The organism is Enterobacter sp. 04-C-12-SI-ECC (assembly GCF_047530715.1).
GTDB lineage: Bacteria > Pseudomonadota > Gammaproteobacteria > Enterobacterales > Enterobacteriaceae > Enterobacter > Enterobacter bugandensis.
Map to the genome: position 1 here is coordinate 255,725 of NZ_JBLKDI010000001.1, position 24,739 is coordinate 280,463.

The 24,739-nt window shown below is 58.4% G+C and carries 16 protein-coding genes, 1 tRNA gene and 1 other RNA gene; 11 read left to right on the top strand and 7 right to left on the bottom strand.

Annotated features, from left to right (window positions below; translation table 11 throughout):
* Positions 1-3 precede the first annotated feature (3 nt).
* From nirB to ACMWL8_RS01295, 3 genes are all read left to right on the top strand, one after another.
* Complete coding sequence (gene nirB / locus ACMWL8_RS01285; RefSeq protein WP_082071017.1) at positions 4-3,990, top strand: nitrite reductase large subunit NirB; 3,987 nt, start codon at positions 4-6, stop codon at positions 3,988-3,990.
* On the top strand, positions 3,987-6,485 hold the full coding sequence (locus ACMWL8_RS01290; RefSeq protein WP_045261101.1) for a nitrate reductase: 2,499 nt from the start codon (positions 3,987-3,989) through the stop codon (positions 6,483-6,485). Before nirB ends, ACMWL8_RS01290 begins: the two co-directional genes overlap by 4 nt.
* 75 nt (positions 6,486-6,560) lie before the next feature.
* Entirely contained in the window at positions 6,561-7,967 is a 1,407-nt protein-coding gene (locus tag ACMWL8_RS01295) for a YchO/YchP family invasin (protein ID WP_045261100.1), read from the top strand.
* A gap of 3 nt (positions 7,968-7,970) precedes the next feature.
* Here ACMWL8_RS01295 and narL read toward each other — a convergent pair whose 3' ends face one another.
* The gene (gene narL / locus ACMWL8_RS01300) at positions 7,971-8,621 is read right to left on the bottom strand and encodes a two-component system response regulator NarL (RefSeq protein WP_003856701.1); all 651 of its coding nucleotides are present in this window, start codon (positions 8,619-8,621) and stop codon (positions 7,971-7,973) included.
* Complete coding sequence (gene narX, locus ACMWL8_RS01305) at positions 8,614-10,410, bottom strand: nitrate/nitrite two-component system sensor histidine kinase NarX (protein WP_045261099.1); 1,797 nt, start codon at positions 10,408-10,410, stop codon at positions 8,614-8,616. Before narX ends, narL begins: the two co-directional genes overlap by 8 nt.
* Positions 10,411-10,719: 309 nt before the next feature.
* Between narX and ACMWL8_RS01310 the strand changes: the two genes are divergently transcribed.
* From ACMWL8_RS01310 to narI, 5 genes are all read left to right on the top strand, one after another.
* Positions 10,720-12,117, top strand: coding sequence for a NarK family nitrate/nitrite MFS transporter (locus tag ACMWL8_RS01310; RefSeq protein WP_045261098.1), 1,398 nt, complete (start codon positions 10,720-10,722; stop codon positions 12,115-12,117).
* A gap of 382 nt (positions 12,118-12,499) precedes the next feature.
* Positions 12,500-16,243, top strand: a complete 3,744-nt coding sequence (locus ACMWL8_RS01315; protein WP_045261097.1) for a nitrate reductase subunit alpha — start codon at positions 12,500-12,502, stop codon at positions 16,241-16,243.
* Entirely contained in the window at positions 16,240-17,775 is a 1,536-nt protein-coding gene (narH, locus tag ACMWL8_RS01320; protein WP_028013444.1) for a nitrate reductase subunit beta, read from the top strand. Before ACMWL8_RS01315 ends, narH begins: the two co-directional genes overlap by 4 nt.
* On the top strand, positions 17,772-18,482 hold the full coding sequence (narJ, locus tag ACMWL8_RS01325) for a nitrate reductase molybdenum cofactor assembly chaperone (protein ID WP_045261096.1): 711 nt from the start codon (positions 17,772-17,774) through the stop codon (positions 18,480-18,482). The genes narH and narJ overlap by 4 nt, the downstream gene beginning before the upstream one ends.
* On the top strand, positions 18,482-19,159 hold the full coding sequence (narI, locus tag ACMWL8_RS01330; protein ID WP_028013442.1) for a respiratory nitrate reductase subunit gamma: 678 nt from the start codon (positions 18,482-18,484) through the stop codon (positions 19,157-19,159). The genes narJ and narI overlap by 1 nt, the downstream gene beginning before the upstream one ends.
* Here narI and ACMWL8_RS01335 read toward each other — a convergent pair.
* On the bottom strand, positions 19,156-20,052 hold the full coding sequence (locus ACMWL8_RS01335; protein ID WP_045261095.1) for a DMT family transporter: 897 nt from the start codon (positions 20,050-20,052) through the stop codon (positions 19,156-19,158). The two genes, narI and ACMWL8_RS01335, sit on opposite strands and share 4 nt — an antisense overlap.
* Positions 20,053-20,159: 107 nt before the next feature.
* Between ACMWL8_RS01335 and ACMWL8_RS01340 the strand changes: the two genes are divergently transcribed.
* Positions 20,160-20,603, top strand: coding sequence for an Lrp/AsnC family transcriptional regulator (locus tag ACMWL8_RS01340; RefSeq protein ID WP_041909598.1), 444 nt, complete (start codon positions 20,160-20,162; stop codon positions 20,601-20,603).
* 100 nt (positions 20,604-20,703) lie between these two features.
* On the opposite strand, the gene ACMWL8_RS01345 is transcribed toward ACMWL8_RS01340, so the two are convergent.
* From ACMWL8_RS01345 to ACMWL8_RS01360, 4 genes are all read right to left on the bottom strand, one after another.
* Positions 20,704-20,834, bottom strand: a non-coding RNA gene (locus ACMWL8_RS01345) — RtT sRNA.
* Between the two features lie 43 nt (positions 20,835-20,877).
* A tRNA-Tyr gene (locus ACMWL8_RS01350) sits at positions 20,878-20,962 on the bottom strand.
* Between the two features lie 158 nt (positions 20,963-21,120).
* On the bottom strand, positions 21,121-21,963 hold the full coding sequence (purU, locus tag ACMWL8_RS01355) for a formyltetrahydrofolate deformylase (RefSeq protein ID WP_028013439.1): 843 nt from the start codon (positions 21,961-21,963) through the stop codon (positions 21,121-21,123).
* A gap of 46 nt (positions 21,964-22,009) precedes the next feature.
* On the bottom strand, positions 22,010-22,468 hold the full coding sequence (locus ACMWL8_RS01360; protein WP_041909602.1) for a YchJ family protein: 459 nt from the start codon (positions 22,466-22,468) through the stop codon (positions 22,010-22,012).
* A gap of 114 nt (positions 22,469-22,582) precedes the next feature.
* Between ACMWL8_RS01360 and rssA the strand changes: the two genes are divergently transcribed.
* Together rssA and rssB are read left to right on the top strand one after the other, a co-directional pair.
* Complete coding sequence (rssA, locus tag ACMWL8_RS01365) at positions 22,583-23,485, top strand: patatin-like phospholipase RssA (protein WP_028013437.1); 903 nt, start codon at positions 22,583-22,585, stop codon at positions 23,483-23,485.
* A 91-nt stretch (positions 23,486-23,576) separates the two neighbouring features.
* Positions 23,577-24,590: a two-component system response regulator RssB gene (gene rssB, locus ACMWL8_RS01370; protein WP_028013436.1), complete on the top strand. Its 1,014-nt coding sequence runs from the start codon at positions 23,577-23,579 to the stop codon at positions 24,588-24,590.
* Positions 24,591-24,739: the final 149 nt, after the last annotated feature.

Below are 24,739 nucleotides of genomic sequence, written 5' to 3' on the forward strand. Positions count from 1 at the left end.
TTGATGCGACTGGTCATTATCGGGAATGGCATGGCGGCAACCCGGCTGATTGCTTCGCTCACCGGGCGAGCTTCCGGTCAGTTCGCTATCACCGTCATCGGTGACGAGCCGGAGCATGCCTATAACCGCATCCAGCTTTCGCCGGTGCTGGGAGGGGAAAAAACGGCTGCGGGCATCTGCCTTCAGGATGACCAATGGTACCGGGAGCGCGGCGTGACGGTGCTGCGGGGCGAAAAGGCACTCGCCGTGAACTTGGACGCGCGGGAAGTGCAAACCACCGCCCGCACGCTGGGCTGGGATGCGCTGGTCTTTGCCACCGGGTCAACGCCGTTTGTGCCGCCGATTCCTGGGGGCGATGCGCCGCACGTTTTCACGTTCCGTACCCTGGAGGATACCCGCGCCATTCAGGCGATCGCCGGTCCGGCGGTGGTGCTTGGGGGCGGCGTGCTCGGCGTAGAGACGGCGGCAGCGCTGGCTCGTTCAGGTAACAACGTCACGCTCGTTCATCGCGGTCCGTGGCTGATGGAGCAGCAGCTGGACCAGCAGGCGGGCGTACTGCTTGAAGAGGCGCTGGCGGCGCGGGGCGTGCGCTCTGAACTCGCCTCCGGCATCGCGGCGATTAACGGGAATAGCGTGACGCTGCTCAACGGACGCCGCGTCGTCGCCGCTCGCGTGGTGCTGGCGACCGGCGTGCAGCCCAACGTCGCACTGGCGCAGGCCAGCGGTGTTCGCTGCGCGCGCGGCATCGTGGTGGATAGCCAGATGCGGACCTCCGCACCGGACGTCTACGCCATTGGCGAGTGCTGCGAAATTGACGGCCAGACCTTTGGCCTGGTCGCCCCCTGTATGACGCAGGCGGATATTCTCGCCGCGCGGCTGGCGGGTGACACAGCCGCGCCGTTTGCACTCACCGACAACGGCGTGCGCCTCAAGGTGACCGGCGTGGAGCTGTTCAGCCTCGGGCGCACGGCGGTGCAGGAGGATGATGTGGTCTGGAGTTCCTGGGATCCGCTAACCCGTCACTATCGTCGGTTACTGATCCATCAGGGTGCGCTGGCTGGCGTGCTGCTGATGGGCGACTGCCGCAGCGCGGCAACATTTACCGATTTACTGGCAACGGCTGCGCCCGCACGCGCGGACTGGCTGTTCGATCGTTTCACTACGCAACCGCAGGTTGCAGGACAGAACGCTATGACAAAACCTACTCTGGTGGTGGTTGGGCACGGTATGGTCGGCCATCATTTTCTCGAAGACTGCGTTAACCGCAATCTGCATCAGCAGTATCAGATCGTTGTCTTTGGTGAGGAGCGCTATGCCGCCTATGACCGCGTGCATCTGTCGGAATACTTTGGCGGCCGAAGCGCGGCGTCGCTCTCGCTGGTGGAGGGGGAATTCTTTGCCGATAACGGCATTGAGCTGCGCCTCTCGCAGCAGATCGTCGCTATCGATCGCGACGCGCGCGTGGTGCGTACCGCCAGCGGGCATGAGACCCACTGGGACAAGCTGGTGCTGGCGACCGGCTCATACCCGTTCGTACCGCCGGTACCGGGCAACGATCTGCCGGGCTGCTTTGTCTACCGCACCCTTGACGACCTGGACAACATAGCGGCCCACGCGGCGGGCTCGCGTCGTGGCGTGGTGATTGGCGGCGGCCTGCTCGGGCTGGAGGCGGCGAATGCCCTCAAGCAACTCGGGCTGGAAACGCACGTGGTGGAGTTTGCGCCCAACCTGATGGCGGTGCAGCTTGATAATGACGGTGCGGCGATGCTGCGCAGGAAAATCGAGGCGCTGGACGTTGGCGTTCACACCAGTAAAGCCACCACGGAAATTGCTGCGACGGACGACGGGCTGGTGCTGCGCTTCGCAGACGGTGAACAGCTGGAAACGGACATGGTGGTCTTCTCTGCCGGTATTCGTCCTCAGGACGCGCTGGCGCGCAGCAGCGGGCTGGCTGTCGGCGAGCGCGGCGGGATCTGCATTGATGACGCCTGCCGGACCTCCGATTCGAACGTGCTTGCCATCGGTGAATGCGCCCTGTGGGAGGGGAAAATCTTTGGCCTTGTGGCGCCGGGCTACCAGATGGCGCGCGTGGCCGCCGCTGCGCTCGCGGGCGAAGATAAAACCTTCACCGGGGCAGATATGAGCACTAAGCTCAAGCTGCTCGGCGTGGACGTGGCGTCGTTTGGCGATGCTCATGGGCGCACGCCGGGGGCGCTAAGCTACCAGTGGACGCACGGCCCGCAGCAAATCTACAAGAAAATCGTGGTCAGCCACGACGGCCAAACGCTGCTCGGCGGCGTGCTGGTGGGCGATGCCAGCGAATACGCCACGCTGGTGCAGATGATGCTTAACGGCATCAGCCTGCCGAAAGAGCCGGAAACGCTGATACTACCCGCGCTGTCAGGCAGCGCGCCAAAAGCGCTGGGCGTGGCGGCGCTGCCGGAAAGCGCGCAGATCTGTTCGTGTCATAACGTCAGCAAAGGCGATATCTGCCGGGCGGTGAGCGCGGGCGCAGCGGATATCGGCGCCGTTAAGCAGTGCACCAAAGCGGCGACCGGCTGCGGGGGCTGCAGCGCGCTGGTGAAGCAGGTGATGGAGTTCCAGCTTGCCGAGCAGGGCGTGGAGGTGAAAAAGGACATCTGCGAACATTTCCCGTACTCGCGCCAGGAGATTTACCATCTGGTGCGCGTCAACCATATCCGCACCTTTGAGCAGCTCATCAGCCGCTACGGTCAGGGGCACGGGTGCGAGATCTGTAAGCCGCTGGTGGGGTCCGTGCTGGCCTCCTGCTGGAACGAATACCTGCTGAAGCCGGCGCATCTGCCATTGCAGGACACCAACGACCGCTACTTCGCCAATATTCAGAAGGACGGGACGTATTCCATCGTGCCGCGCATGCCCGCAGGAGAAGTGACCGCCGACGGGCTGATCGCCATCGGCCAGATTGCGAAACGCTACGGCCTGTACAGCAAAATCACCGGCGGGCAGCGTATCGACCTGTTTGGCGCCACCCTGGAACAGCTGCCGGAGATCTGGCAGGCGCTGGTGGAGGCCGGGTTTGAAACCGGGCACGCTTACGGGAAATCCCTGCGCACGGTGAAATCCTGCGTCGGGTCGACCTGGTGCCGCTACGGCGTGCAGGATTCCACCGGTCTCGCGGTCAGGCTGGAGCACCGCTACAAGGGCCTGCGCGCCCCGCACAAAATCAAAATGGCCGTTTCCGGCTGCACCCGCGAGTGTGCGGAGGCGCAGAGCAAGGACGTGGGGGTGATTGCCACGGACAAAGGCTGGAACCTCTATCTGTGCGGCAACGGCGGGATGAAGCCTCGCCATGCGGATCTCTTCGCCAGCGATCTGGATGACGAAACGCTGATCCGCACCGTAGACCGTTTCCTGATGTTCTACATCCGCACGGCGGATCGCCTGCAGCGCACCAGCACCTGGATGGACAACCTGGAGGGCGGCCTCGACTATCTGCGTGAGGTGATCCTCAACGACAGTCTCGGCATCGCCCATGAGCTTGAGCAGGAGATGGCCCGGGTAGTCGAGACGTACCAGTGCGAATGGCAAACCACGCTCAACGATCCTGACCGCCTGGCGCTGTTCCGCACCGCGGTGAACGTCGCGCCGTCGGACGAAAGCAAGCGCTGGCAGGAAATCTGCGGCATTGACGATATCCCGGAGCAGGCGGGCATTGGCGCGCGTCTTGGCCGTAAACCGATCGCGCTGTTCCGCTTTGGCACGTCCGTTTATGCCCTGGACGACCTCGAGCCGGGCAGCAGTGCGAACGTGCTGTCACGCGGCATCCTCGGCGATGCGGCGGGCGAACCGGTGGTTATTTCTCCGCTCTACAAGCAGCGCATTCGCCTGCGCGACGGCTGTCAGGTGGAGAGTGGCGAACCCGCTGTACGCGCCTGGCCGGTCAAAATTGAAAATGGCAAGGTGTGGGTCGGCAACGAAGAGCTGGTGATGCGCGCGGAGGCCTCATGACGGAAACCAGAACAACGTGCCCCTACTGCGGGGTCGGCTGCGGCGTGATCGCCAGCGTGGAGGATGGAGCGGTCAGCGTTCGGGGGGACGACACCCACCCTGCAAACTTTGGCCGCCTGTGCGTGAAAGGATCGGCCCTGGGGGAGACGACGGGCTTGCAGGGGCGATTGCTGTACCCCGTTGTCGATGGACTTGAGGTGGACTGGTCGCAGGCGCTGAACGCGGCGGGCGAGCGACTGCGGGAGATCATCGACACATGGGGGCCACGGGCGGTGGCGTTTTATGCCTCCGGCCAGCTGTTAACCGAGGACTACTATGCCGCCAACAAGCTGATGAAAGGGTTTATCGGCGCGGCGAACATCGATACCAACTCCCGGCTCTGCATGTCCTCGGCGGTGGTGGGCTACAGGCGCGCCTTTGGCGAAGACGTGGTGCCGTGCAGCTACGAGGATGTGGAAAACAGCGACCTGGTGGTGCTGGCTGGCTCGAACGCGGCCTGGACGCATCCGGTGCTCTATCAGCGCCTGGTGCAGGCAAAGCACATCAATCCACAGATGAAGGTGGTGGTGATTGACCCGCGTAAAACAGCCACCTGCGATATTGCCGACCTGCATCTGGCGCTTAAACCCGGCAGCGACGCCGGGCTGTTTGTGGGGTTGCTCAATCTGATCCAGGGCACCGATGAGTGGCCGATTGACCGCGTGGCGGCGTTTTGCGACCTTCCGGCAGAGGATATTGGTACCTTTTACGACTGGTTTGTTACCGTGCCTCGCGCCATTACGCTCTACACCATGGGGATCAACCAGTCCTCCAGCGGCAGCGACAAGTGCAGCGCCATCATTAACGTGCATCTTGCCAGCGGGAAGTTCAACCGTCCGGGCTGCGGCCCGTTTTCGCTGACCGGACAGCCAAACGCCATGGGCGGCCGGGAAGTGGGCGGGCTGGCGAACCAGCTGGCGGCGCATATGAGCTTCGAGCCGGACGATCTTTCGCGGGTGGCGCGTTTCTGGGGAACGGAACGGCTGGCGCAGACGCCGGGGCTGATGGCGGTGGAGCTGTTTGACGCCATCGCCCGCGGCGAGGTGAAGGCGGTGTGGATCATGGGCACCAATCCTGCCGTGTCGCTGCCGGACAGCCACGCGGTGTGTCAGGCGCTGGCGGCCTGTCCGCTTGTGATTGTCTCTGAGGTGATGAAAGATACCGACACCAGCCGGTTCGCCCATATCCGTTTTCCGGCGCTGGGCTGGGGGGAGAAGGACGGCACGGTGACCAATTCCGAGCGGCGCATTTCGCGCCAGCGCGCGTTTCTGCCCGCGCCGGGTGAGGCGAAGCCGGACTGGTGGATCGTGGCTCAGATTGCAAAACGGCTGGGCTACGGCGAGGCCTTTGCCTGGCAACATCCGCAGGAGATTTTTTGCGAACATGCGGCGCTGACGGCGTTTGAAAATGACGGTGCGCGGGCGTTGAACCTTCAGGAACTGGCGGGGTTAACCCGTGAAGCGTGGGAGACGCTTGAGCCGTACCAGTGGCCGACGGGGAATTTACCGCGCCGAAACGTAGTGCCTGTCGATCCGCTGCCGCACGGCGCGACGGCTACCGCGCTATACCCGGCGATCCTCAATACTGGCCGTATCCGCGACCAGTGGCACACCATGACCCGTACGGGATACGTGCCCCGGCTGATGCAGCATATCGCGGAGCCGTTTGTTGAGGTCTGCGCCGCAGACGCCATTCGGTTTTCACTGTGCGACGGCCAGCTGGCGCGGATCGGCTCGCCGCGCGGCGTGATGGTGGCCAGAGTACGAATCAACGAGAGAATACGGGAAGGCGAAGCGTTTGCCCCGATGCACTGGAACGCTGAGTTTGCCCGCCAGGGAAAGGTTAACGCGCTGGTGGAAGGGCGCATCGATCCGGCTTCCGGGCAGCCGGAGAGTAAGCAAACCGCCGTCAGAATCATGCCCTGGCAGCCCGCCTGGCAGGGGGAGCTCTATGCCCGGGAATGGCCGGAAATCCCCTCTTCGGTTCACTGGTGGCGTAAAGCCTCGCGAATGACGATAGCGGGTGATAAGCCGCTGCTGTCGTGGGTGATGGACTATGCCAGCGGCCGGGGCTGGCAGCTGCAGGTTGCGCAAACCGGGGAACGCAGCAGCGTGCTGGCCTGGCATAACGGCCATCTGATGCTGGGTTTTTGGGAAGGCACCGCCTTGCCCGATCTGGCGCACCCGGTGATAGAAGCCGCTTTTCAGTCACCACCCTCGACGCCCGCAGAACGCCATTCGCTGCTGAACGGGCAGGGCGTGGGGAAGGTTACAGATCCGGGGCGCATCATCTGCAGCTGTTTCAGCGTTGGAGAAAACGCGATACGGGAGGCGATTGCCGGAGGCTGCGGTTCCGTTATCGCGCTGGGGGCGACGCTACGGTGCGGCACGAACTGCGGTTCGTGCGTGCCTGAGCTCAAAACAATGTTTCAGGAAATTCCGGAAAATTCCCCGTAAAGCTGCAAAGAGGGAGAAATCACGTTAAGGTACCTGGTGTTCTTACGTAAGCACCAGGTAATTCTTACGACATTGATGACTGTTTCTTCCCCTTTCCGAACGCTGGTTTTACTCTCCCTCGTTACAGCCGGAGCCGTTCACGGTGCGCCGAATTCCTTTATCCAACAGGCACAAAATCCCTTTGATAATAACGGGGATAATCTCCCCGATCTCGGTATGGCAGCCCCGACCGGGGAGGGGGAAAAGCATCTCGCCGAAATGGCGAAAGCCTTTGGTGAAGCCAGTATGACCGACAACGGCCTGACTACGGGCGAGCAGGCGCGGCAGTTTGCCTTTGGTCAGGTGCGCGACGCGGTGAGCGGCGAGGTGAACCAGCAGATTGAATCCTGGCTGTCGCCCTGGGGGAACGCCAGCGTCAATTTGCTGGTGGATAACGACGGGAAATTCAACGGCAGCAGCGGGAGCTGGTTTATCCCCTGGAACGATAACAACCGTTACCTGAGCTGGAGCCAGCTCGGCCTGACGCAGCAGACGGATGGCCTGGTCAGTAACGCCGGAATCGGCCAGCGCTGGGTGGCCGGAAAATGGCTGCTGGGCTACAACACCTTTTACGATAACCTGCTGGATGAGAACCTGCAGCGTGCCGGACTGGGCGCGGAGGTATGGGGAGAAAATCTGCGCCTGTCGGCTAACTATTATCAGCCTTTTGCCGGCTGGCGCGACAGCTCTGACGTCCAGGAGCAGCGCATGGCGCGGGGATATGACGTGACCGCCAAAGCCTGGCTGCCGTGGTTTCATCACCTGAACACCAGCGTCAGCTTTGAGCAATATTTTGGCGACAACGTTGACCTCTTCAACAGCGGAACCGGGTATCACAACCCGGTGGCGGTCAATCTCGGGCTTAACTATACCCCCGTGCCGCTGGTGACGCTGACCGCCGGGCATAAGCAGGGAGAAAGCGGAGAGAGCCAGAATAACCTCGGGCTGAAGCTCAACTATCGCTTCGGCGTGCCGCTGGTTAAGCAGCTCTCCGCCGGAGAGGTCGCGGCCACGCGATCCCTGCGCGGAAGCCGCTATGACTCGCCGGAGCGTAACAGCCTGCCGGTGATGGAGTTCCGCCAGCGTAAAACGCTCTCCGTCTGGCTGGCAACCCCGCCGTGGGATCTCAAAGGGGGCGAAACCGTCATGCTGAAGCTGCAGGTTCGCAGCACTCACGGTATTCGTCAGATCCACTGGCAGGGTGATACCCAGGCATTGAGCCTGACGTCCCCGGGGAAAAGTGACAGCACCGACGGCTGGAGCGTGATCATGCCTGCCTGGAATGACGCTGAAGGGGCGACAAACCGCTGGCATCTCTCGGCGGTGGTGGAAGATGCGAAGGGCCAGCGCGTCTCGTCCAATGAGATCACGCTCGCTGTGGTGCAGCCGCTGGTCGCATTACCTGACGACGACCCGCGCTGGAAGCTGCTGCCGGATGAGTAATGCTTAAAAAATACGTTCCTGATGGACCCACACCGCGGCTTCAACGCGGGATTTTAGCTTCATTTTCTTGAGCATATGCTTCACGTGCACTTTAACCGTGCTTTCGGTGATATCCAGGCGGCGGGCGATCATTTTGTTCGGCAGGCCCTGGGCAATCAGCTTCAGAATATCGCGCTCGCGCGGGGTTAACTGGCTGACGTCGCGGTCAGAGGTGGCGCGGTTCGCCCGCAGGCTGGCGGCCAGCACCGGCGTCAGGGCCTCGCTCAGCACCATCTCGCCTGCGGCGGCCTGCTGCAGCGCCTTCAGCAGGTCTTCCGGCTCCATATCCTTCAGCAGATAGCCATCCGCGCCGCGCTTCAGCGCCGTGACCACATCCTCTTCGTGGTTGGAGACGCTAAAGACCACCACGCGACCGGAAAGGGATTTCTCGCGCAACTTGTCGAGGGTTTCCAGACCGTTCATGCCGGGCATGTTGAGATCGAGCAGGATCAGATCCGGATCGAGGGATTCGGCCAGCTCAATACCCTGTTCACCGTTGCTGGCTTCGCCAACCACGGTAATGTCGGGTGCCATGCTGACCAGCTGTTTTACGCCAGTACGCAGCATCGGATGGTCGTCGATCAACAGGATGGATGCCGGTTCCTGATTAGTCATGGGTTTCTCCTTGAGCAGTTGTAAGCGGTTTTTCGGGAATAAAGGTGACCACAACTTCCGTGCCACCCGTCTCTCTCCGTCGAACCTGGCAATCACCGCGCAGGCTTTGGGCGCGGTCTCGCATAATGATTAAACCATAGTGGTTAGTGCGTTCGGCATTTTCCGGCACGCCGCGACCGTTGTCGTGAACCGTCAGCCTGACCTGATTAGCGTGCTGGCTGACGGTAACCGTAACCGCCGTCGCTTCAGCGTGTTTGAGCACGTTGCTCAGCGCTTCGCGGGCGATCTGCAGCAGATGAATCGCCTGATGGGAAGGGACAAACCGCGGCGGCAGCTGGTAATCCAGCTTCACCGGGAAGCCAAGCCGGGCGCTAAATTCCTGGCAGCTGGATTCCAGCGCCGGGCGTAGCCCCGGCTCGGTCAGCTGCAGGCGGAAGGTGGTCAGCAGCTCGCGCAGCTGTACCCAGGAGGTGTTCAGCTCGTTGCGGATCTGGCTCAGCAGCTGTTTGTTGATTTCCGGCATTTCCGCGTCCTGCATCTGCAGGCAGCTCACCTGCATTTTCATACAGGAGAGCGACTGGGCGATAGAGTCGTGGAGCTCGCGGGCGATGGTCGCGCGCTCTTCCATGACGATCAGCTGCTGTTGTTTTTCCTGGTGCCTGTCGAGCGCCAGCGTGGCCGTTAGCTGTTCAACCAGGGTGTCCACCAGCTGCTGCTGGTCGTGGCTCAGATGACGTCCGGCTGGCAGGGTGGCCAGCAGAATACCGTACTGGGTGTGGCTGTCCGTCAGCCGCCACTTCAGGGTAGTGCCGCCAGAAGCCTGCAGCGGCAGGCCGCGCGGGCACAGGTGGCAGCCTTTATCATCGCAGGACATGTCGGACTGACAGGTAAACTCCTGATGATTATCTTCATCTTCCACATCGTAAACCCGCAGCTCCAGGTCATGCAGCAGGGTCAGATTTTGCAGGCCGTTCAGCACCGGCGAAAGGCGTTCACATAGCGGCACTTGCATGTGCAGCCGACGGTTGGCTTGCCACAGGAAGGAGAGGATCTCATTTTTCTGCTCCAGCCCGGCGGTTTTTTCCTGCACGCGCTGTTCCAGCACCGCGTAGCTTTCGGAGAGCTCCGCCGACATGGTGTTCAGCGCCTGGCCGAGCATGGCCATCTCGTTGCGGCCGCTGATGTGCGTGCGCTGGGTAAAATCTCTGTTCGTTACGGCGCGCGCCATCGCCAGCAGCTGTTTCCAGGGATTCAGCAGCCGCGCCCGGAGCCAGATAATGGTGAAGATCAGCAGCAGGCCCATAAACAGCGCCATGGCACGGTGTACCATTACCACCCGGTCGATGCGTAATTCGGTGGTTTGGTCGAAAGAGGAGACCAGCGCGTCAATGCGGGAGACGAAACCCGCTACGTCCTGCGCAACGGTTTCGGTGCTGCGCGCCTGTTTCAGACCGGGTTCCAGCTGGGTGTGCCAGTAGCCCTGCAGGGCTTTAAGCTGGGACTGCTGGCCGGCGCGGATGGCGGCGTTTTCCAGTTCGGGGCTGAAGGCCGTGCGCTCCATTTCATCAATTAAGGGCCGATCGTCCTGCGTCAGGGGGACCGACGCCAGCAGACGATAACTCTGCATGCGTAGAGAACCTGCCTCGTTGATGGCATGCGCATTACCCTGTACCCCTTGTACCAGCCAGCCGGAAATCGCCATGCCGGCCACGCCAAGGGCGGTAGACAGCAAAACAATCAGGGCTAGCTGATTGACGAGAGTCAGCGGTGATAAACATCTTTTTAACATAGAGTTGCCGGGCTCCTGACGTGGCCTGCTTGCAGGAATGGCGCTATTCTGGTGCATACCCTGGAGTATACCCATACCAATAAAGGATTACCCCTAAATTGCCAACGGAGTATAGGTGAAGAAGCGGTGGTAGCAAGGAACCTTCAGTGCAGTGAAAAACCACGTCTTTTTTACCGAATTATCCTACTCACTAAGGATAACCCCTTTTTTTGCGCCGCAAATCCCCGCACTTTTCCTTTGATTTATATCAACTTACCGCCGCCCTAAAACCCTAATGTTTGCAGCATCATTCGAGAATCAGAGGTGTCTATGAGTCACTCATCCGCTCCCGAAAGGGAAAATGGTGCCGTTATTACAGACTGGCGTCCAGAGGATCCGGCGTTCTGGCAACAGCGCGGCCATCGTGTAGCAAGCCGGAATCTGTGGATTTCCGTTCCGTGTCTGCTTTTAGCGTTTTGCGTATGGATGTTGTTTAGCGCGGTCGCGGTAAACCTGCCGAAAGTAGGGTTTACGTTCACGACCGATCAGCTGTTTATGCTTACCGCATTGCCGTCGCTGTCTGGCGCGCTGCTGCGTGTCCCTTACGCGTTTATGGTCCCGGTATTCGGTGGCCGTCGCTGGACGGCGTTCAGTACGGGCATCATGATCGTCCCTTGCGTGTGGCTAGGCTTCGCGGTGCAGGATACCTCCACGCCGTTCAGCGTGTTCGTGATTATCTCCCTGCTGTGCGGTTTCGCCGGCGCTAACTTCGCCTCCAGCATGGCGAACATCAGCTTCTTCTTCCCGAAAGCGAAGCAGGGCGGCGCGCTGGGTATTAACGGCGGTCTGGGCAACATGGGCGTAAGCGTGATGCAGCTGATTGCGCCGCTGGCGATCTCTGTTTCTATTTTTGCCGCCTTCGGTGGCGGCGGCGTTGAACAGGCGGATGGTTCTTCCCTCTACCTGCAGAACGCGGCCTGGTTTTGGGTCCCGTTCCTGGTGGTCTTCACCCTCGCTGCGTGGTTCTTTATGAACGATCTGAGCGCGTCGAAAGCATCCCTGAGCGAGCAGCTTCCGGTGCTGAAGCGTGGACACCTGTGGGTGATGGCGCTGCTGTATCTGGCTACCTTCGGTTCGTTTATCGGCTTCTCAGCGGGCTTTGCCATGCTGTCGAAAACTCAGTTCCCGGACGTGCAGATCCTGCAATTCGCCTTCTTCGGTCCGTTCATTGGCGCACTGGCGCGTTCGCTGGGGGGCATGATCTCCGACCGTCTGGGCGGGACTCGCGTTACGCTGGTGAACTTTATTGTGATGGCAGTCTTCTGCGCGCTGCTGTTCCTGACGCTGCCTTCTGACGGGCAGGGCGGTAACTTCTTTGCCTTCTTCGGCGTGTTTATGGTGCTGTTCCTGACGGCCGGGTTGGGGAGTGCTTCCACCTTCCAGATGATCTCCGTGATCTTCCGCAAGCTGACGATGGATCGCGTGAAAGCGCAGGGCGGAAGCGAAGAGCAGGCTATGCGTGAAGCGGCGACGGATACGGCTGCGGCCCTGGGCTTTATCTCGGCTATTGGCGCAATTGGCGGCTTCTTTATTCCGAAAGCGTTCGGCATCTCGCTTGACCTGACCGGATCTCCGGCTGGCGCCATGAAAGTCTTCCTCGTCTTCTATATCGCCTGCGTCGTGATTACGTGGCTGGTATATGGCCGTAATACCAAGAAAAATAAGTAAGTGTGATTATCCGTTAACGCGGCCTTCGGGCCGCGTTTTTTTTCGACTGAATAATAGTTACAACATACTGAAAGCTTTTACAGCAGTCATCTGCGGGTAACACCGTGATCGCCATCGCTTTGCAGGGATGTCTACCCCTTAATACCTGAGATGTTAAATTTTGCCGGGGTTATTGTACGATGAATGATAAATATCTTTATAAATCATTCATTTATTCGTTTTAAAAATATACCGCTTTGGTGGTATTTGGTCTAACCCCTCCTTTTACAGTCCCTCTTCGTCTTGATCGTTATCAATTCTCCCCCTCTTTCAGGGCGTTACCTTCGCTGCAAATCAGCAATGTCGATTTAGAGAGCCACAGGCTCCATACAGGAGATACCCGATGAGCAAATTTTTGGACCGGTTTCGCTACTTCAAACAGAAGGGTGAAACTTTTGCCGATGGGCACGGCCAGGTTCTGGATACCAACCGGGACTGGGAAGACGGTTACCGCCAGCGCTGGCAGCATGACAAAGTCGTCCGTTCTACCCACGGCGTAAACTGCACTGGCTCATGTAGCTGGAAGATTTTCGTTAAAAACGGTCTGGTGACCTGGGAAATGCAGCAGACCGACTATCCGCGCACCCGTCCGGATATGCCGAACCATGAACCGCGCGGCTGCCCGCGCGGGGCCAGCTACTCCTGGTATCTCTACAGCGCCAACCGTCTGAAATACCCGCTGATGCGCAAACGCCTGATGAAAATGTGGCGTGAAGCGAAAGTGCAGCACAGCGACCCGGTTGATGCGTGGGCCTCTATCATTGAAGATGCCGACAAAGCGAAAAGCTTCAAGCAGGCGCGCGGTCGCGGTGGTTTCGTTCGATCTTCCTGGAAAGAGGTGAACGAGCTGATTGCCGCCTCCAACGTCTATACCGTAAAAACCTACGGTCCTGACCGCGTGGCGGGCTTCTCGCCAATCCCGGCGATGTCGATGGTCTCTTACGCTTCCGGCGCGCGCTACCTGTCGCTTATCGGCGGGACCTGCCTGAGCTTCTACGACTGGTACTGTGACCTGCCGCCTGCCTCTCCGCAGACCTGGGGTGAGCAGACCGACGTGCCGGAATCCGCCGACTGGTACAACTCCAGCTACATCATCGCCTGGGGCTCTAACGTTCCGCAGACCCGTACCCCGGACGCGCACTTCTTTACCGAAGTACGCTACAAAGGGACAAAAACCGTTGCGGTCACCCCGGACTACGCGGAAATCGCCAAGCTGTGCGACCTGTGGCTGGCACCGAAACAGGGTACCGATGCCGCGATGGCGATGGCGATGGGCCACGTCATGCTGCGCGAATTCCACCTCGACAAACCGAGCCAGTACTTCACCGACTACGTGCGTCGCTACACCGACATGCCGATGCTGGTGATGCTGGAAGAGCGTGAGGGCTACTATGCCGCGGGCCGCACGCTGCGCGCCGCCGATCTGGTGGACGCGCTGGGCCAGGAAAACAACCCTGAGTGGAAAACCGTTGCCTATAACAGCAACGGCGAGCTGGTGGCGCCAAACGGCTCTATCGGCTTCCGCTGGGGCGAGAAGGGCAAGTGGAACCTTGAGCAGCGCAACGGCACCACCGGTGAAGAGACGGAGCTGCGCCTCAGCATGTTGGGCAGCCAGGACGAGATCGCCGAGGTTGGCTTCCCGTACTTTGGTGGTGAAGGTTCCGAGCACTTCAACAAGGTCGAACTGAAAAACGTGCTGATGCACAAGCTGCCGGTTAAACGCCTGCAGCTGGCCGACGGTTCTACCGCGCTGGTCACCACCGTCTATGACCTGACCATGGCGAACTACGGCCTGGAGCGCGGTCTGAACGACGAAAACTGCGCAACCAGCTATGACGACGTGAAGGCCTACACCCCGGCCTGGGCGGAGCAGATCACCGGCGTACCGCGCGCGCAGATCGTTCGTATCGCCCGCGAGTTTGCGGAAAACGCCGACAAGACCCACGGTCGCTCGATGATCATCGTGGGTGCCGGTCTGAACCACTGGTATCACCTCGATATGAACTATCGCGGTCTGATCAACATGCTGATCTTCTGCGGCTGCGTCGGTCAGAGCGGCGGCGGCTGGGCGCACTATGTGGGCCAGGAAAAACTGCGTCCGCAGACCGGCTGGCAGCCGCTGGCGTTTGCCCTTGACTGGCAGCGTCCGGCACGTCACATGAACAGCACCTCCTACTTCTATAACCACTCCAGCCAGTGGCGCTACGAGACGGTTACCGCGCAGGAACTGCTGTCGCCGATGGCGGATAAATCCCGCTACAGCGGCCACCTGATTGATTTCAACGTGCGCGCTGAACGCATGGGCTGGCTGCCGTCTGCGCCGCAGCTGGGCACTAACCCGCTGCGCATTGCACAAGAGGCGAAGCAAGCGGGCATGTCGCCGGTGGATTACACCGTGAAATCGCTCAAGGAAGGCTCCATCCGCTTCGCGGCAGAACAGCCTGAGAACGGCAAAAACCATCCGCGCAACCTGTTCATCTGGCGCTCCAACCTGCTGGGCTCGTCCGGTAAAGGTCACGAGTACATGCTGAAATACCTGCTGGGCACCGAGAACGGTATTCAGGGTAAAGACCTCGGCAAGCAGGGCGGCGTGAAGCCAGAAGAAGTGGAGTGGAAAGACAATGGTCTGGACGGCAAGCTGGATCTGGTGGTGACGCTGGACTTCCGTCTGTCCAGCACCTGCCTGTACTCCGATATCGTGCTGCCAACCGCCACCTGGTACGAAAAAGACGACATGAATACCTCGGACATGCATCCGTTTATTCATCCTCTGTCTGCCGCCGTTGACCCGGCGTGGGAATCGAAAAGCGACTGGGATATTTACAAAGACATCGCGAAGAAATTCTCCGAAGTCTGCGTAGGTCACCTGGGCAAAGAGACCGACGTGGTGACGCTGCCAATCCAGCACGACTCCGCAGCCGAACTGGCGCAGCCGCTTGACGTGAAGGACTGGAAAAAAGGCGAATGCGACCTGATCCCGGGCGTGACCGCGCCTCACATTATTCCGGTTGAACGTGATTACCCGGCAACTTACGAGCGCTTTACCTCTATTGGCCCGCTGATGGAGAAAATCGGTAACGGCGGCAAAGGCATCGCCTGGAACACCCAGAGCGAAATGGACCTGCTGCGCAAGCTCAATTACACCAAAGCAGAAGGCCCGGCCAAAGGCCAGCCAATGCTGAACACGGCAATTGATGCGGCGGAGATGATCCTGACCCTGGCACCGGAAACCAACGGCCACGTGGCGGTGAAAGCGTGGGCGGCCCTGAGTGAATTTACCGGTCGCGACCACACGCATCTGGCGAAGAATAAAGAGGAAGAGAAAATCCGCTTCCGCGATATCCAGGCTCAACCGCGCAAGATTATCTCCAGCCCGACCTGGTCTGGTCTGGAAGATGAGCATGTGTCCTATAACGCTGGTTATACCAACGTCCATGAGCTGATCCCATGGCGCACGCTTTCTGGTCGTCAGTCACTGTATCAGGACCACCAGTGGATGCGCGACTTCGGTGAAAGCCTGCTGGTGTACCGTCCGCCAATCGACACCCGCTCCGTGAAAGCGGTGATGGGCGCGAAATCGAACGGTAACCCTGAGAAGGCGCTGAACTTCCTGACGCCGCACCAGAAGTGGGGTATCCACTCCACCTACAGCGACAACCTGCTGATGCTGACCCTGTCGCGCGGTGGTCCGATTGTCTGGATGAGCGAAGCGGACGCCAAAGATCTGGGTATCGAAGATAACGACTGGATTGAAGTGTTCAACAGCAACGGCGCCCTGACGGCGCGTGCGGTGGTGAGCCAGCGCGTACCGGCCGGGATGACCATGATGTATCACGCGCAGGAACGTATCGTGAACCTGCCGGGTTCAGAGATCACCGAGCAGCGCGGCGGTATTCACAACTCCGTGACCCGTATTACGCCGAAGCCGACCCATATGATCGGTGGCTATGCGCAGCTGGCCTACGGCTTTAACTACTACGGCACCGTAGGATCGAACCGCGATGAGTTCGTGGTGGTACGTAAGATGAAGAATATTAACTGGTTAGATGGCGAAGGTAATGACCAGGTACAGGAGAGCGTAAAATGAAAATTCGTTCACAAGTCGGCATGGTGCTGAATCTGGATAAATGCATCGGCTGTCATACCTGCTCGGTCACCTGTAAAAACGTCTGGACCAGCCGCGAAGGTATGGAGTACGCCTGGTTCAACAACGTGGAAAGCAAGCCGGGCACCGGCTTCCCGACCGACTGGGAAAACCAGGAGAAGTGGAAGGGCGGCTGGATCCGCAAAATCAACGGCAAGCTGCAGCCGCGCATGGGTAACCGCGCAATGCTGCTGGGTAAAATCTTCGCTAACCCGCACCTGCCGGGCATTGAGGACTATTACGAGCCGTTTGATTACGACTACCAGAACCTGCACAACGCGCCGGAAAGCAAACACCAGCCGATCGCCCGTCCTCGCTCGCTGATCACTGGTCAGCGCATGGACAAAATTACCAGCGGTCCAAACTGGGAAGAAATTCTGGGCGGCGAGTTCGAAAAGCGCGCCAAAGACCAGAACTTCGAGAACATGCAGAAGGCGATGTACGGCCAGTTCGAAAACACCTTCATGATGTATCTGCCGCGCCTGTGCGAACACTGCCTGAACCCGGCGTGCGTCGCGACCTGCCCGAGCGGTGCCATCTACAAGCGTGAAGAAGACGGCATCGTACTGATCGACCAGGACAAGTGCCGCGGCTGGCGCATGTGCATCACCGGCTGTCCGTACAAAAAAATCTACTTCAACTGGAAGAGCGGTAAGTCTGAGAAGTGCATCTTCTGCTACCCGCGTATCGAAGCCGGTATGCCGACCGTCTGCTCCGAGAGCTGCGTAGGTCGTATTCGTTACCTCGGCGTGCTGCTGTACGACGCGGACGCGATTGAGAATGCCGCAAGCACCGAGAATGAGAAAGATCTCTATCAGCGTCAACTGGACGTCTTCCTCGATCCGAACGATCCGAAGGTGATTGAGCAGGCGCTGAAAGACGGCATTCCGCAGAGCGTCATCGACGCCGCACAGCAGTCGCCGGTGTACAAAATGGCGATGGACTGGAAGCTGGCTCTGCCGCTGCACCCGGAATACCGCACCCTGCCGATGGTCTGGTACGTGCCGCCGCTGTCTCCGATTCAGTCTGCGGCGGACGCGGGTGAGCTGGGCAGCAACGGTATTCTGCCAGACGTGGAAAGCCTGCGTATCCCGGTTCAGTACCTGGCAAACCTGCTGACCGCCGGAGATACCCAGCCGGTGCTGCTGGCGCTAAAACGTATGCTGGCAATGCGTCACTTCAAACGTGCGGAAACCGTTGACGGCGTTAACGATACCCGCGCGCTGGAAGAGGTCGGCCTGACCGAAGCGCAGGCGCAGGAGATGTACCGCTATCTGGCAATCGCTAACTACGAAGATCGTTTCGTGGTGCCAAGCAGCCACCGCGAGCTGGCCCGCGAGGCCTTCCCGGAGAAAAGCGGGTGTGGCTTTACCTTTGGCGACGGTTGCCACGGGTCAGACAGTAAATTCAACCTGTTCAACAGCCGCCGCATCGACGCGATGGATGTGACCAGCAAAACGGAGCCGCACCAATGATCGAACTCGTCATTGTTTCGCGCCTGCTCGAGTACCCTGACGCTGCGCTTGCGCAGCATCAACAGGAACTCTTTGATGCACTCGCGTCATCTGAAAACCTGGATAAAGAGGATGCCCAGAAGCTGGGCGTTTTCCTCCGCGATCTGCTGGCACGCGATCTGCTCGACGCGCAGGCGGACTACAGCCAGCTGTTTGACCGAGGGCGCGCGACGTCGCTGCTGCTGTTTGAACACGTTCACGGGGAATCCCGCGACCGCGGTCAGGCGATGGTGGACCTGATGGCCCAGTACGAGCAGCACGGCCTGCAGCTCGACAGCCGCGAGCTTCCGGACCACCTGCCGCTGTACCTGGAGTATCTGGCGCAGCTGCCGAAAGAAGAGGCGCTGGGCGGTCTGCAGGATATCGCCCCGATTCTTGCGCTGCTCGGCGCGCGTCTACAGCAGCGCGAGAGCCGCTATGCCGTACTGTTCGATCTGCTGGTGAAGCTGGCGAACGCCTCTGTAGACAGTGAAAAAGTGGCGGAGAAAATCGCGGATGAAGCCCGCGACGATACCCCGCAAGCGCTGGATGCGGTCTGGGAAGAAGAGCAGGTGAAATTCTTTGCTGACCAGAACTGCGGCGAGTCTGAAATCTCCGCTCACCAGCGTCGTTTTGCCGGCGCGGTTGCCCCGCAATATTTGAATATCTCTAACGGAGGACGGCACTAATGCACTTCCTGAATATGTTCTTCTTTGACATTTACCCGTATATCGCGGGCACCGTGTTCCTGGTGGGAAGCTGGCTGCGCTATGACTACGGCCAGTACACCTGGCGTGCTGCCTCCAGCCAGATGCTGGACCGCAAAGGGATGCACGTCGCGTCTAACCTGTTCCACATCGGTATTTTGGGGATTTTTGCCGGTCACTTCCTTGGGATGCTGACGCCGCACTGGATGTACGAAGCGTGGCTGCCGATTGAAGTGAAGCAGAAGATGGCGATGATCGCCGGTGGTGCCTGCGGTGTGATGACCCTTGTGGGTGGCCTGCTGCTGCTGAAACGTCGTCTGTTCAGCCCGCGCGTGCGTGCAACCACCACTGCAGCGGACATCCTGATCCTCTCCCTGCTGATGGTGCAGTGCGCGCTGGGTCTGCTGACTATTCCATTCTCTGCGCAGCATATGGACGGCAGTGAAATGATGAAGCTGGTGGGGTGGGCGCAGTCCGTCGTGACCTTCCACGGCGGAGCGTCTGAGCACCTGGAGGGCGTGGCGTTTATCTTCCGTGTTCACCTTGTGCTGGGGATGACGCTGTTTGTGCTGTTCCCGTTCTCCCGTCTGGTGCATATCTGGAGCGCGCCGGTGGAGTACCTGACGCGCAAATACCAGATTGTGCGTGCCCGTCGCTAATTCAGCGTCTTGATACCAACCCCGCAATCGCGGGGTTTTTTTTCGCCCCAGCCCAGGTTGTTGCCCGCTGCAGCAAACAGGATCAGCGCGCCGCCCGCCAGCTGCGTCAGGTTCAGCGAGTGCTCGAACACCAGGTTATCGACAACGATCGCCACCACCGGATAGATAAACGACAGTGAGCCGGTAATGGGGGTAGGTAGCTTCTGAATCGCGCTGTAGAGCAGCTGGTACATAATGCCGGTATGGACGATGCCGAGCGTCAGTAGGATCGGCCAGGGAAAATCACCGGAAAATGACGGCCAGCTGGCAAACGGCAGAAGCATCACGACGCCCGTCAGCACCTGAATAAAGGCAATATGCTGCGGTGCGATAGTTTTCAGTTTGCGCGCAATGATTGCCGTCAGCGCGTAGAAGAAGGCCGCGGCCATTGCCAGACTAATACCCGCCAGCCATTCAGTGTCGTGGGTGCCGGTCAGCTCGCTGGAGAGCAGTATCACCACGCCGCCGAAGGCAAGGAACAGCCAGCCCCATTTCACCACGCTGACGCGCTCGCCTAAAAACATCCCAATCAGGACCAGCATAAACGGCTGAGTATTATAGACCACGGTCGAAAGACCAATAGAGATCCGCTCATAGGCTGCGAAGAGCAGCAGCCAGTTCACCACTAATGCCACACCGCCGAGTATCGCCAGCAGCAGCGTGGTGCGGGTGAGGGGGCTAAAGGGCTTTTGACTTACCCGGATAAAAATGAAAAGCGCTATTGCCCCAATAAGGCAGCGCCAGAACACCACTTCCGTCACCGGCAGACCGCTGAGCAAAACAAACGCGCCGATAGAGCCGGAAATTAACATCGCCAGACTCATCTGCCAGACGCCTTTATGTAAATCACGCATTATTCACCTCCTGATTAATAACGCTATTGTCGGAAATCGCTGTTGGGTTTTACAGGGATGAGATAAGGTTGAAGGTGTTAACTGCATTTTTAAATTAGGTGAAACGAGTGGAATACCTTATTGATGATATCGATCGGCAAATTTTAGCCTGTCTGGTTGAGGATGCGCGCATGTCGCTGAAGGTGCTCAGCGGCCGCATCGGTCTGACCTCACCCAGCACGGCAGAGCGCCTTAAGCGGCTGGAAGAGCGGGGCGTGATTCAGGGGTATGGCGCACGGGTGAATCTCGCGGCGCTGGGGTATACGCTGCAGGCGCTGGTACGGGTGCGGCCTTTGCCGGGGCTGTTGCATAAGGTGGATAAATACATACAGGCGATGCCGGAGTGTATTGAGAGCGACAAGGTGACCGGGGAAGACTGCTTTGTGATTAGGCTGGTGGTGCGATCGATAGAACAACTGGATGCGCTGCTGGACGGGCTGGCGGAACATGCCCAATGTAATACGTCGATTGTGAAAAGTTCGCCGGTGAAGCGTCGTTTGCCGCCAATGTAGTCGTCTGTCGCCGGGGGGCGGATGCGCCTTACCAGGCCTACAGAGGCGGATTCGGTTGAGTGTTTGGTTTTAATATGACTTGGGATTTTGCTGGACGTGATGGTGGTGGGGGAAGGATTACTCGGCGCGTTGCGCCTCGCCCTTCGGGTCGTTGCCTGCGGCAACGCTTTCTCGCTGCGCTCGAATCGAACCTTAGTCGAAGCTTCTCATCCTTCCCCTTGCGGAAATACATGATGCACGGTGCGAGCAGAATATTAAGTGTCGTTTGAAATGATGGTGGTGGGGGAAGGATTCGAACCTTCGAAGTCGATGACGGCAGATTTACAGTCTGCTCCCTTTGGCCGCTCGGGAACCCCACCACGGGGTAATGCTTTTTTACTGGCCTGCTTCCTGCTGGAAGCGGGGCGCATCATATCAAATGAGACGCCCCTGTAAAGCATTCCTTTAGGGAAAAGACGCTGTTTGCCTGCTTTTTATCCGTAAAGGCGCAAAGCTAATCAATTCATTTTCCGAAAGATTAAAGAATGATGGTTCTGTTACCGTAGACAAAGACACGCTGCGCCAGCACCTGATACAGGGCACGACTCAACACGTTCTTCTCAACGTCACGTCCGGCGCGCATCATATCTTCTGCGGTGTAGGTGTGATCCACGTGAATCACGTCCTGCATGATGATGGGACCTTCGTCCAGATTGTCATTAACGTAGTGCGCGGTTGCGCCGATGATCTTCACGCCGCGCTCGTACGCCTGGTGATAAGGCCGCGCGCCAATAAAGGCCGGCAGGAACGAGTGGTGAATATTGATAATCTTGTTCGGGAAGCGGGCGACGAAGGAAGGCGTCAGCACGCGCATATATTTCGCCAGCACCACGTAGTCCGGGTTATGCGCTTCAATGGCAGCAGCCATCAGGTTGTCGTGCTCTTCACGGGTATGGCCTTCATGGCTTACCAGCTCAAACGGAATATCAAAACGTTCAACCAGCGTGCGCAGGGTTTCGTGGTTGCCAATAACAGCGGCAATTTCTACGTCCAGGCCGCCGTAGTTGGCCTTCATCAACAGATCGCCCAGGCAGTGAGCTTCTTTCGTCACCAGAATCACAATGCGACGACGGCCCGCAGGATTCAGCTCACGCACGGAACCGTCCGGCAGCGCGCTGTCCAGATCGGCCAGCAGGGTGGTGTCGTTGAAAATGCCTTCCAGTTCGGTACGCATGAAGAAGCGACCGGTACGGTGGTCAACGAACTCGTTGTTCTGCACGATATTCAGTTCATGCTTGTAGCAAATATTGGTGATTCGTGCGATCAGCCCTTTTTGATCGGGACAGATAGTGCGCAGAACTTTACGTTGTAATGATTGCATCGCCGGGAAATCCTGTTTGTATTTGCGAAGTCTGGGTTGTCAGGCGTTACTGCCCGCAACACTTTTTGAATTTTTTTCCTGAACCACAAGGGCAGGTATCGTTACGACCAAACTGTGGGCGCGTACCGTCAATATAGTACCACTGCCCGCTTTCCTTTAAGAACCGGGAACGCTCGATAATGGCGCCAGGCCTGGCGTTCTCGGTAAAACGGGCAACAAAGCTGACAAAGCCTTCGTCGTGGTGGCTACCGGGTGAAGATTCAAACACGGTAAGCCCAAGCCAGTGGGTGTTGGCGAACCCGGCTTCGATCTCCTGTCGGAAATCGGCGGCGTGGCAGGACGGGTGCCAGGTTTTTATCAGGTAGTCTGCGTCTTTGATCACAAAAGCAGTATACCGTGAACGCATGAGGTGTGACGGATCCGGTGCAACCTGATTGCCAGAAAGATATCGCTGGCAACATAGGCTATACTCCAGAGCGCTACCACAGGGGCAGAGTTGAGACACGATTCTCTTCCTGGAACAAAAAATAAGGGCGTAAAACGCCTCGGGTAGCACTATGTTAACTGAGCAGTTGCGTTGACGCTATGTCAGGAATCCAGGGGAAGTAAAACAGGGCTAATGAGAAAGGTTAAAATTGGACTGGCGCTGGGATCAGGTGCAGCCCGGGGATGGTCTCATATCGGCGTGATTAATGCCTTAAACAAGATGGGCGTTGACGTTGATATCGTAGCAGGATGTTCAATCGGATCGCTTGTCGGCTCCGCCTACGCGTGCGGCAAGCTTCCGGATCTCGAAACCTGGGTGCGCTCCTTCAGCTATTGGGACGTGCTGCGTCTGATGGATCTCTCCTGGCAGCGCGGTGGGCTGTTGCGCGGTGAACGCGTCTTTAACCAGTTCCGCCGGGTGATGCCTCTCGAAGACTTTACTGACTGCCGGATGCCTTTCGGTGCCGTCGCAACTAATCTCAGCACAGGCCGTGAACTCTGGCTGACCGAAGGGGATATTCACCTTGCGGTGCGTGCTTCATGCAGTATTCCTGGGCTTATGGCGCCCGTGCCCCATAACGGTTACTGGCTTGTCGATGGTGGTGTCGTGAACCCGGTTCCCATCTCTCTGACGCGCGCCATGGGGGCGGACATCGTCATCGCCGTTGATTTGCAGCACGACGCTCATCTGATGCAGCAAGACCTTATGCCGGTCAATCTGCAGAGCGAAGATGCCGACGTTGAAAAGCTTGCCTGGCATGAACGCCTGCGCGGAAGAATTGGTCGCCTGGCCGCACGACGCTCGGTTGCCGCACCGACGGCCATGGAGATCATGACCACCTCAATTCAGGTTCTTGAGAATCGCCTTAAACGTAACCGTATGGCTGGCGATCCTCCGGATATTCTTATTCAGCCTTACTGTCCGCAAATCTCTACCCTTGATTTCCATCGGGCTGAGGCCGCCATCGCAGCGGGCTCGCTAGCCGTCGAAAAGAAAATAGACGAGTTGCTGCCGTTTGTGCGAACAGCACGTTAAGCACCTTTTTTTGACTACTTCAGCAAAATCTGACAGGCGATAGTGCCGATAGCATGCCACTATTTAGTAACTGTCAGCCAGGGGAGGAACCATGACGCAGCCATTGGCCGGAAAACACATTTTGATTGTTGAAGACGAGCCCGTTTTCCGATCGCTACTGGATTCGTGGTTATCCTCGCTGGGAGCAAACACTTTACTGGCTGAAGATGGTGTCGACGCGCTGGAAAAAATGACCGGTATTACGCCCGATCTGATGATTTGCGACATCGCGATGCCGCGAATGAATGGGCTGAAACTGGTTGAACATCTGCGCAACGAGGGTGACCAGATGCCCATTCTGGTGATCTCCGCGACAGAAAATATGGCGGATATTGCCAAAGCATTACGTCTTGGCGTTCAGGATATTTTGCTGAAACCCGTCAAAGATCTGAACCGGTTACGTGAAACGGTATTAGCGTGCCTTTATCCAAATATGTTTAATTCCCGCGTTGAGGAAGAGGAACGCCTTTTTCAGGACTGGGACGCGCTGGTGAGTAATCCGCCAGCGGCGGCGAAATTGTTGCAAGAACTTCAGCCTCCCGTTCAGCAAACTATTTCCCACTGCCGCGTAAACTATCGCCAGCTGGTGGCGGCCGATCAGCCTGGGCTGGTGCTGGATATTGCACCTCTGTCTGATTCCGACCTCGCATTTTATTCTCTGGACGTAACCCGTGCAGGGGATAATGGCGTATTAGCTGCATTGTTACTTCGCGCGCTCTTTAATGGATTATTGCAGGAACAGTTATCACATCAGGGACAACGGCTCCCAGAGTTAGGCAGTTTACTCAAACAGGTAAACCAGCTTTTTCGTCAGGCCAATTTACCCGGACAGTTCCCGCTGCTGGTTGGTTATTACCATAGCGGTTTAAAGAATCTTATCCTCGTTTCTGCAGGTCTCAACGCGTCACTGAATACCGGGGAACACCATATTCAGGTGAGTAACGGGGTGCCGCTTGGAACACTGGGAACGGCGTATCTAAATCAAATTAGCCATCGCTGTTCTTCCTGGCAGTGCCAAATTTGGGGTGCCGGGGGAAGGCTTCGCTTAATGTTGTCCACGGAATAATCAATTGGATCTTAATTTTAAGATTGCTTTACCTGTGTTTTCTCGGGAGTGCTACTATCGCTGCCCAGATTCATGCGTATTTGTCCTAATTCATCGGCAACGCGTTCTTTTCAGACCCGGACTGCGGGGCGAGGCTGATATACTCAACG

Bases quoted from the DNA above. Each gene is read 5' to 3' on its own strand.
- ACMWL8_RS01295 (WP_045261100.1), top strand. From the start codon at position 6,561: ATGACTGTTTCTTCCCCTTTCCGAACGCTGGTTTTACTCTCCCTCGTT.
- nirB (WP_082071017.1), top strand. From the start codon at position 4: ATGCGACTGGTCATTATCGGGAATGGCATGGCGGCAACCCGGCTGATT.
- narX (WP_045261099.1), bottom strand. From the start codon at position 10,410: ATGTTAAAAAGATGTTTATCACCGCTGACTCTCGTCAATCAGCTAGCC.
- narL (WP_003856701.1), bottom strand. From the start codon at position 8,621: ATGACTAATCAGGAACCGGCATCCATCCTGTTGATCGACGACCATCCG.
- purU (WP_028013439.1), bottom strand. From the start codon at position 21,963: ATGCAATCATTACAACGTAAAGTTCTGCGCACTATCTGTCCCGATCAA.
- narJ (WP_045261096.1), top strand. From the start codon at position 17,772: ATGATCGAACTCGTCATTGTTTCGCGCCTGCTCGAGTACCCTGACGCT.
- ACMWL8_RS01310 (WP_045261098.1), top strand. From the start codon at position 10,720: ATGAGTCACTCATCCGCTCCCGAAAGGGAAAATGGTGCCGTTATTACA.
- ACMWL8_RS01335 (WP_045261095.1), bottom strand. From the start codon at position 20,052: ATGCGTGATTTACATAAAGGCGTCTGGCAGATGAGTCTGGCGATGTTA.
- narH (WP_028013444.1), top strand. From the start codon at position 16,240: ATGAAAATTCGTTCACAAGTCGGCATGGTGCTGAATCTGGATAAATGC.
- ACMWL8_RS01315 (WP_045261097.1), top strand. From the start codon at position 12,500: ATGAGCAAATTTTTGGACCGGTTTCGCTACTTCAAACAGAAGGGTGAA.
- narI (WP_028013442.1), top strand. From the start codon at position 18,482: ATGCACTTCCTGAATATGTTCTTCTTTGACATTTACCCGTATATCGCG.
- ACMWL8_RS01290 (WP_045261101.1), top strand. From the start codon at position 3,987: ATGACGGAAACCAGAACAACGTGCCCCTACTGCGGGGTCGGCTGCGGC.
- rssA (WP_028013437.1), top strand. From the start codon at position 22,583: ATGAGAAAGGTTAAAATTGGACTGGCGCTGGGATCAGGTGCAGCCCGG.
- rssB (WP_028013436.1), top strand. From the start codon at position 23,577: ATGACGCAGCCATTGGCCGGAAAACACATTTTGATTGTTGAAGACGAG.